This is a genomic window from Candidatus Schekmanbacteria bacterium, assembly GCA_003695725.1.
GTDB lineage: Bacteria > Schekmanbacteria > GWA2-38-11 > GWA2-38-11 > J061 > J061.
Window position 1 is genome coordinate 1 of record RFHX01000131.1, and the last position, 7,031, is coordinate 7,031.

A 7,031-nucleotide genomic window follows, 5' to 3' on the forward strand; every position below is an offset into this window, starting at 1 on the left:
GTATATTGTTATATTGAAAGAGGGGAGGATTTTATTAAAAGAAATTTTTAAAATTAACGATAACTATTTGTTAAATTTAAATAAATTATTGATGGGAGTTTTCGAAATTGTATAAAGATTACTATGAGCTCAATGCATTTCCTTTTGATAATGTGCCTGACCCTTTTTTCTATTTTCCTTCGTCTTCCCACGAAACCACTTTGAGAAGATCTCTTTTTGCAATTCAAAATCGAAAAGGTGCAGTAATGATTTGCGGTGAGCCGGGATGTGGAAAGACTCTGTTGATTAGAACACTTATTCATTCTCTTGATAGTGAAAAATATGAAATTGGACTTATTGGCAATCCCTCTCTCGATACAATTGACCTTCAAAAGGAAATTCTATACCAAATAGGTGTTGAAGATATCCCTGAAGATAAACTTGATATTATCCATTCGCTAAATGAAAATTTATTGAACAATTTCAAGAGAGGCAAGGATACTGTAATATTTATTGATGAAGCGCATATAATCAAAAATAATGAAATTTTTGACGAGATTCGTTTACTTTTGAATTTTCAACTTGACGATAGATATTTGCTGACGATTTTGCTTGCAGGACAACCTGAATTGAGGACTAAGATAAGCAGGATTCCTCAGCTTGAACAAAGAATTTCTGTAAAATGTGAATTGAAGCCGTTAACATATGAAGAAACAGTAGGGTATATTACACTACGGCTGAAGAAGAGCGGAGCAAAGAGAGGAATTTTTACAAAGGAGTCCCTTGATTTGATTTATGAATTGAGCGGTGGGATACCTCGTTTGATAAATAATATCTGTGATTTAGCTCTATTGGCAGGCTATGAAAAAGGATGCGAACAAATAGATACTGTATTGGTCAATGAAGTAGCGCAAATTTAATAAAAGAGGATTCTCAATGGTTAGGGCAAGCGAATTAGTAAATAAAGGGAAAAATTTAAAAGATAAGGGCAGTGGTAAAGAGGAAAAAAGGGAAACTGAGATTTCTCTTGATGGAGTAAATAACGAATTTCCTACATTTGAAGACAAAAAGATTGAAAAAAATAAAAAAGAGTTGAGAAAGCCAAAATCTCTAAATATAGATAAAAATTTTTTTGGAAAAGAATCGGCAGGTGCTGACACATTTGATGATATAGAATTTAAAAGACACAAAGTATCCTACGATGAAGAAAAATCGCTTGTTGAAACTAATGAAAATGATAAATCAGCGGAAATTTACCGAAATGCTCTTGATGTTTTGAAGGGGTCTTTAAATCTTTTTCTGGAAAAGAATAAGATTGATATAGATGGCATAAAAGATGTAGCAGAAAAATTCATTAGGGATATACAAGACCCCAATTCTTCCTTGATTGCCAAAGCCCTTTTTTATCAATCTGCGTCCTTTAATTTGATACAGCATCAAGTCGATGTAGCTATTTTAAGTTTAAAAGTTGCAATGGCTTTGGGAATTACTGGAGAAAGATTGAGGCAACTTCTGATTGGCGCAATGATTCATGATATAGGTTTTGCGAAGATTCCTTCAGAAATTATTGATAAGAGGGAAGAACTTACTGAAAATGAGAGGGAAGAGATTAGAAAACATCCGATTTACAGCAGACAGTTTGTTCTCGATGCATTGGGTTCTGAATATGAATGGCTGGCAACAATAGTTAACCGAGAGCATGAGCGCCTTGATGGAAGCGGATATCCAAAGGGATTAAGCGGCGAAAGTATAGGATTGTTGCCAGAAATTGTAGGTATTACAGATATTTATGAAGCCCTTACACACACTCGCCCACAGCGTGGAAGGATGACGCCTTTCGATGCTGTTAAAATGATCATAAACAGTTATAAGAAGTCTTTTTCAAAAGATGTGATTAAAGCTCTTGTCAGCGAATGGTCAGCCTTTCCCGTAGGAAGCTATGTCCTTTTAAGCTCAAATAAAGTTGGACGGGTAATTGAGGTCAATCCATTGAGTCCCTTAAAACCAAAAGTGGAAATACTTTATGATGCGCAGGGGAATAAATTAGAAGAAACTGAAATCGTGGATTTGAACAAAGATACGCTCGTTTATATCGTTGCGCCTGTCTTTTATGAAGACCTTATAAGTTAATGCCTTTGAAATAATTGCATAAATGACGATGTATAATGATATAATATAAGTATGTAAATTTACGGATTTATGGCAATGAGAAAAATTTTAATATTTCACATTATCCTTTTCTTAATATGTATTCTTTCTGCTTGTAAAAGTGTTGAAGACAATAGAATGCCCCAAAATGAATTATCTCAAGGAATTGAAACTTCATCAGTCAATAGTACTACCCTTAATCCTGTTAGGGAAAGTTCAATAGATAAGGGTATAGACTATAATCTAAAACCTTTAACTGAAAGAAAAAATGTTTATAGAATAGGCATAGGCGACAGTATTTTAGTTTCTGTATGGAAACATCCTGAGCTTGGGACAGATGGAATATCTGCTGCGCGGGGAGGCACAATAGTGGAGGAAGATGGAAGCATCTTTCTCCCCTTGATAGGACGCGTCAAGGTTGCTTCACTAACTATTGGCGAAGCTCGTGAAAAGTTGGCAAAGGCGTATTCCAAATATGTTAAAAATCCTCAGGTTGTGGTTTCTATTCAGAGTTATGAGAGCAAGCGCTTTTATATTCTTGGAGAGATTAGAAATGCAGGCGCTTATACAATTAAATTTCCAATTTCTCTTCGGCAGGCGCTCTCCTTGGCAGGCGGACTTTTGCCTTTAGCAGACCTTGAAAGGGCATATATTATAAGGAATGGCAGGATACTTCCAATCGACTTCGTAAGTTTAGTAGAAAAGGGAGACGACAGATTTGATATTGAAATAATAGATGATGATTTCATTTTCATTCCCAAAAAAGGAGAGGAGAATGTTTATGTCTTAGGAGAAGTCAAATCTCCGGGGATTGTTAAGATGGTCAATGGAAAGATGAATCTCCTTTCAGCAATTGCGTCACGGGGAGATTTCACAATCTTTGCGGTCAAGGACAATGTGAAGATTATTCGTGGCCCTCTCAATAGCCCCAAAGTAATAACGGTAAATCTTGGTAAACTCTCAAATAAAGCACAGGAAGGAAATATATCCAATTTTGAACTTAAACCGGGTGATATCGTTTATGTGCCCGATACGGCTATAGGGCGTCTCGATAAAATATTGCAGAAGATTGCGCCTGTTTTAAGGACTATAAATGAGGGATTGCAGCCATTTTATATTTACGACTTAATAAGAAATACGAGATAGTTTACAGGGAAAGTTAATGGCACAATATGAACTTGATTTGCGCGATTATTGGCGAATTATCAGAAAAAGAAGATTTATAATTATCTCTGTAACACTGCTTGTGGGTTTTCTTACCTTTCTTTTCTCTCTTATTCAGCGTCCAACTCCACTTTACAAAGCAACAGCAAGCGTTAAAGTTGAAAGGGCAACAAGTTTGACAGGACTTTTGACTGAAGTTGTTTCATGGTCAACATGGGATGACATTGCGACACAATCCGTAGTTATTACAAGTTATCGCATTATGGAAAAGGTTGCCCAAAGATTAGGATTTGTTCCAAAGAATCTTAAAACAGAAGAGATAAGAAAGAATCCAAAATATGTTGAAATCATTTCCGAGCTTCAAGACAGTGTGGAAGCAGAGCAGGAAGAAGATACCAATATAATCAATATCTATGCTGAATCGGAAAATCCTGAAGATGCAACATTATTGGCAAATACCGTTGCAGAAGTTTATAAAGAAGAAAACAGAAAAGAAAGAAACGCTCAAGTTACTGAAGCGCGAAAATTTATTGAATCACAATTGAAAATAGTCGGCAAACAACTGAGAGAATCTGAAGAAAAGCTCAAGAATCTTCAACAAAGAAACGGCATTATGTCCGAAGATTCTCTTTATTATGACAGTTTGCTTAAAGAAAAGAGTTCGCTTCGTGATGAATACCGCAAAGTTGCAGAAGAGTTGGTTGAAGCAGAAAAACAATTGGCAATTCTTGAGAAGGGACAGACGATTGATGAGGATTTCGGAAGAATCTACACGCCTGATTATTATTCGCATTTATATGAGTTGAACAGAGAACTTTTAGACCTCCTGCTAAAAAGGAAAGATTTGAGAGAACAATATAATGATGATTATCCGCCACTGAAAGAATTGGAAGAAAAAATTAGAAGTATTGTCAATGAAATGGAACAACAGATTAAAAAGAAAGTTGAGGTTCTCAATTATAAGAAGGAGGATATCCTATCGAGGATAAAAGAGGTCGATAAGGCAATCTATGAAAAGCCGGAAGATTTACTTTCAATTGCGAGAGCAAGAAATGAAGTGGAAGTCAATAGAGAGTTATTCAGTCAATTGAAGACTAAGTATCAGGAAGCATTGATAAAGGAAGCGGAAAAGGTTGACGAAGTGACAATTGTGAAGCCTGCATTTGAAGAACCGATAATTACTAATCCATCGAGTATTTCGCAAAAGACGGCAGTAGGACTCTTTATAGGACTTCTCCTTGGCTTTGTAATGGCGCTCATAATTGAAACTTTGGATACTTCAATTGGCACAATTGAAGACCTCGAGCAATATCTCGATATTCCTGTTACTGGCGTAATTCCTGATGTGGGAAATGAGGAGTTGATAAGTGAAATTCAGCAGTCAGGAGCTGTTCAGGAAAACTTGGATGCAGAAACGATTGACCTTTATTCCAAACTGATTTCCCACTTTGCCCCTTCTTCCATACTTTCTGAAAGTTACAGGGCAATGCGGACAAATATTCAATTTATGCTCCTTGAAAAGAAATACAAAACTATAACGATCACAAGCGCCTCTTTGGGTGAAGGTAAAACTTCTGTTGCTATAAATCTTGGAATTACGCTTGCTCAACTTGGTAAAAAAGTGCTCCTAATCGAAGGTGATTTACGGAAACCTCGTCTCCATAAGGTATTTGGTTTAGAGAAGGAACCGGGATTGACAGATATTATAATAGGGAACAGCCACTGGAAGAATTCTGTGCGTACAGTTATCGATATGATGTTAGGCAATCTTCAGTTTGAACAACTTTTTCAAACACCGGGACTTGATAATCTTTCTATAATTACTTGCGGCCATATTCCTCCAAATCCTTCAGAATTTTTGAATGCTCAGGGGATTGAAGAACTTATTGAAGAGATTAAAGAATATTTTGATCTAATAATTATTGATGTACCTCCTGTCCTTCCTGTTACAGATGCTGTGATCTTAGGCGCAAAGACGGACGCTGTTTTATTGGTCTATCGTGCAGGCAAAATTGCCCGTTCCGGATTGAAGCGGGCGAAAAATATTTTATCCAATGTAAAAGCGAATGTCATTGGCATTGTACTCCTTGGGCTTAAACCTGATGTGAATCCGGAGTATTTTAAATTTGGATATAAGAGCTATACAGAGGATTCTAACAAACCTCCTGAGAGCAGATTTATAGATACAATCAGCAGATTTTTCTCAAAATTGGAATCTTTCTTTACTAAAGAAAATTTGAGAAAATTCATTAGTTCTTTGGACAGCAAACAGTTAACAAAGATTATCATCTCTGCGATTATTGTTCTGCTGATTGTAATAGGCATATTATGGCAAACAGGTGGATGTAAGAGTGAGAAAAAATTCCAAAATAGATACTCACTGAAAAATACCACAACTGAAAATATTAAGATGAATATAGAGTAACATTCCAAATCTAAACTATGAACCGCTTGTTAAGTGGAAACAATATATATATACCCCTGTTCTTTTTATTTGCAGCAATCGTATCTCTTGTAATAGTTTTTCTTCCTGCCAATCAATCCCTTTTTATAGGCGCCGCCTTTTTTATTATTATTGTTTCTTTTATAAGCAATGAAATTGCTCTCTACTTTGTAATTTTCTCAATGCTTCTTTCTCCGGAAATCACTATAACAACTCTTGGATCAGGGGATATTGAACTTGGCAGAACTGTAGTTATAAGATTCGAGGATATTTTGCTTCTACTTTTAGGTCTTTCATGGTTTACGAAAACAGCAATCTACAAGGAAATTGGCTTGATTGCCAAAACACCATTGAATAAGCCAATTTTTTACTACATTGGCGTTTGTGTCTTATCGACTATCTTTGGTATTTTTAGGAATGATGTTTCTGTAATGTCAGGCTTCTTTTATGTCCTTAAATATTTTGAATATTATGTCATCTACTTCATAGTTGTAAACAATATCGATAATTTGAAAGATATAAAAAAGATACTTTATGCTGTATTTTCAACTTGTATAATCATTTGCATATATGGGCTTTATCAAATTCCGGCAGGCAAGCGTGTTTCTGCTCCATTTGAAGGTGAAACAGGCGAACCAAATACACTTGGCGGCTATCTTCTGATACTCTTCTTTATTTCTGCAGGAATTTTTCTTTTTTCAAAGAGGTGGAAAGAGAAGGGAATTACATTGTTTTTAATGGGGATTATTTTTCTTCCCTTTGTATATACACTATCAAGAAGCTCATATCTTGCATTTATTCCTGCATCATGCATTATTCTCTATTATGTAAGAAAAAGAATTGCTGTTGTAGCAACAGCGCTTCTTATAATTATACTTATGCCTTTTTTCCTGCCAAAACCTGCTTATGAAAGAGTTGAATATACATTTAAACAGCCTCCCCAAGCAAAACAGCTCAAAATAGCAGGGATGAGAATTGATACATCTACTTCTGAAAGAATAAATGCATGGCTTGAAAGTGGAAAGGATTTTATAAAACATCCTTTTTTTGGCTACGGAATTACCGGCTACAAGTTTCGTGATGCACAATATGTGAGAATACTTATGGAAACAGGAATCATTGGGCTAATTGCTTTCATCTATCTCTTATACAGTCTTTACAAAGAATCGTTGAGGATTCTTCCCAAACTATCTCTATGTTGGTGTAAAGGGCTGATTATCGGCTATATTGCCGTAATTACTGCACTTGCCACACACAGTATAGGTGCAAATACTTTCATAATTATCAGAATAATGGA

General features: G+C 35.7%; 5 protein-coding genes. All 5 read left to right on the forward strand.

Annotation, left to right across the window (positions count from 1 at the left end):
• Nucleotides 1–107 precede the first annotated feature (107 nt).
• On the forward strand, nucleotides 108–899 hold the full coding sequence (locus tag D6734_05345; GenBank protein ID RMF95533.1) for an AAA family ATPase: 792 nt from the start codon (nucleotides 108–110) through the stop codon (nucleotides 897–899).
• Between the two features lie 16 nt (nucleotides 900–915).
• Nucleotides 916–2,109 carry an HD domain-containing protein gene (locus D6734_05350; GenBank protein ID RMF95534.1) on the forward strand — a complete coding sequence of 398 codons (1,194 nt, stop codon included), beginning with the start codon at nucleotides 916–918 and terminating at the stop codon, nucleotides 2,107–2,109.
• Between the two features lie 69 nt (nucleotides 2,110–2,178).
• Nucleotides 2,179–3,273, forward strand: coding sequence for a hypothetical protein (locus D6734_05355; protein ID RMF95535.1), 1,095 nt, complete (start codon nucleotides 2,179–2,181; stop codon nucleotides 3,271–3,273).
• A 16-nt stretch (nucleotides 3,274–3,289) separates the two neighbouring features.
• A complete protein-coding gene (locus D6734_05360) occupies nucleotides 3,290–5,716 on the forward strand; it encodes a polysaccharide biosynthesis tyrosine autokinase (protein RMF95536.1) in 2,427 nt (808 codons plus the stop codon).
• Between the two features lie 17 nt (nucleotides 5,717–5,733).
• On the forward strand, nucleotides 5,734–7,031 hold a 1,298-nt coding region (locus D6734_05365; protein ID RMF95537.1), incomplete at its 3' end, for a hypothetical protein.

Bases quoted from the DNA above. Each gene is read 5' to 3' on its own strand.
- D6734_05350 (RMF95534.1), top strand. From the start codon at position 916: ATGGTTAGGGCAAGCGAATTAGTAAATAAAGGGAAAAATTTAAAAGAT.
- D6734_05355 (RMF95535.1), top strand. From the start codon at position 2,179: ATGGCAATGAGAAAAATTTTAATATTTCACATTATCCTTTTCTTAATA.
- D6734_05360 (RMF95536.1), top strand. From the start codon at position 3,290: ATGGCACAATATGAACTTGATTTGCGCGATTATTGGCGAATTATCAGA.